The sequence below is a fragment of the Streptococcus sp. 4155 genome (assembly GCF_013276695.1).
Classification (GTDB): Bacteria; Bacillota; Bacilli; order Lactobacillales; family Streptococcaceae; genus Streptococcus; species Streptococcus pseudopneumoniae.
This window is the reverse complement of sequence record NZ_VMLM01000095.1, coordinates 1-1348: the sequence shown is the minus strand read 5'-3', so window position 1 is coordinate 1348 and position 1348 is coordinate 1. Positions and strand designations below refer to the sequence as shown.

General features: G+C 34.5%; 3 protein-coding genes. All 3 read right to left on the bottom strand.

Annotated elements, in window-relative coordinates; translation table 11 throughout:
• Positions 1 to 136: 136 nt before the first annotated feature.
• Positions 137 to 295 carry a DUF2292 domain-containing protein gene (locus tag HT715_RS10555; RefSeq protein WP_023935902.1) on the bottom strand — a complete coding sequence of 53 codons (159 nt, stop codon included), beginning with the start codon at positions 293 to 295 and terminating at the stop codon, positions 137 to 139.
• Between the two features lie 81 nt (positions 296 to 376).
• Positions 377 to 544, bottom strand: coding sequence for a hypothetical protein (locus tag HT715_RS10550; RefSeq protein WP_000865232.1), 168 nt, complete (start codon positions 542 to 544; stop codon positions 377 to 379).
• 328 nt (positions 545 to 872) lie between these two features.
• On the bottom strand, positions 873 to 1348 hold a 476-nt coding region (locus HT715_RS10545), incomplete at its 5' end, for a primase-like DNA-binding domain-containing protein (RefSeq protein ID WP_275690529.1).

The window sequence follows — 1348 nt, the reverse complement described above, 5'->3', positions numbered from 1 at the left end:
AATTGAGTCCGTACTTTGTTCATCTGGTTTTTGACTTCTTGCAATGTTGGCATTTCTTTTTCCTCCAATCTTTCCAAAAACAAAAGAGGCATAGCCAAAATAGATTGCTCTACTTTATGCTATACCTCTGATTTTTTCAGTCAGTATTCTTTTTAAATATTGTTGTTTTAGATTCCACGCTGGAGACAATCTCGCCGTCTTGTATTTTAAGCGTGATACTCCCAAACCTTGGAATCTCTAACAATTTTATTATACCATAACTTTTGAAATAAATAAAGCCATTTTGTATCTCCATTCGTTATCCTTTCATCTGTTTTAAGGGTGTCACTAGTAGTTACACCATTGCAAGGGGGTCGGTACTATCTACCCCATTTTATTATCTGTATAATACCAATACGGTAGCTACTGAATTAAAAGGTTCACTAGATGATGTACCAGAAAATTTAACGTCCAGCACTTCAACAGTTGCCATGAAGTCATTGATCTCTTTCTCAAAGTCTTCTTTTTCCCACCGTCTAGTATATTCAAATAGTTTAACTTTCATGTTGTTATCCTTTCTTTATTTTAAGATAAATTATGTAAACTAGCTTATTTTTGCCATTTTTATCTATGTTTTTTATACACTTATCGAAAATTTTAGACACTTTATTTTCGAAGTGTATAAAATTAAAAGCCTGTCATATCAAGGGTTTAAGTCCTGTTTTATACGCTTTATACACTTTATACACTAGTTTATATAATTTACGAGAAATTAGCGCTTAATACTGTAAAAGAAAAAACCTACCGTATAAAGTGTATAAGCGTCTAAAGTCCTTGGCGCTCTAGGGGTTTCAGCTCCCACACTTTTTTATCAAGTGTATAAAGTGTATAACTTATTTCTTCCTTTTCGCTCTGCCATTAAAATACCCCCGTTCATTTTTAGCTTTTTTTCGTTGTTCAGGTTTTTCCCTGCCATTAAAATATGGATGTGCGTAAGGTGCTGAATCTTCGTGCGGATAGAAACCAATGTGAAGTTGTCTCCCTGATGGTATTACTTTCTGGCCTGTGGTTATCCAACTTGGTAGATTACTTTTTATCTCTCGATGCAACCCCATTTCTGTCTTGTGTAGTTTCACTCCATAATATTCTATGAATCCTTTCCAATTATGGAAAACAAAATCATTAGGTAAAAACTCACTTGATAGATCATCAGTAAAGAATGAAGATACAAAAGCAATAACTGGATTGTTATCCTCATGGTATTCTTGCAAAATCTCCTTTGATTTCTCTGGTGTGATGTCCTTTGTCGGTGTCTCAAGGGCTAGGCGTGTGAAATACTCCAATACTTCCTTCCTGTTGATGTAGTCGT

What these genes read in the sequence shown, in the direction of transcription:
- HT715_RS10555 (WP_023935902.1), bottom strand. Translation starts at nt 295, where the DNA reads ATGGAGATACAAAATGGCTTTATTTATTTCAAAAGTTATGGTATAATA.
- HT715_RS10550 (WP_000865232.1), bottom strand. Translation starts at nt 544, where the DNA reads ATGAAAGTTAAACTATTTGAATATACTAGACGGTGGGAAAAAGAAGAC.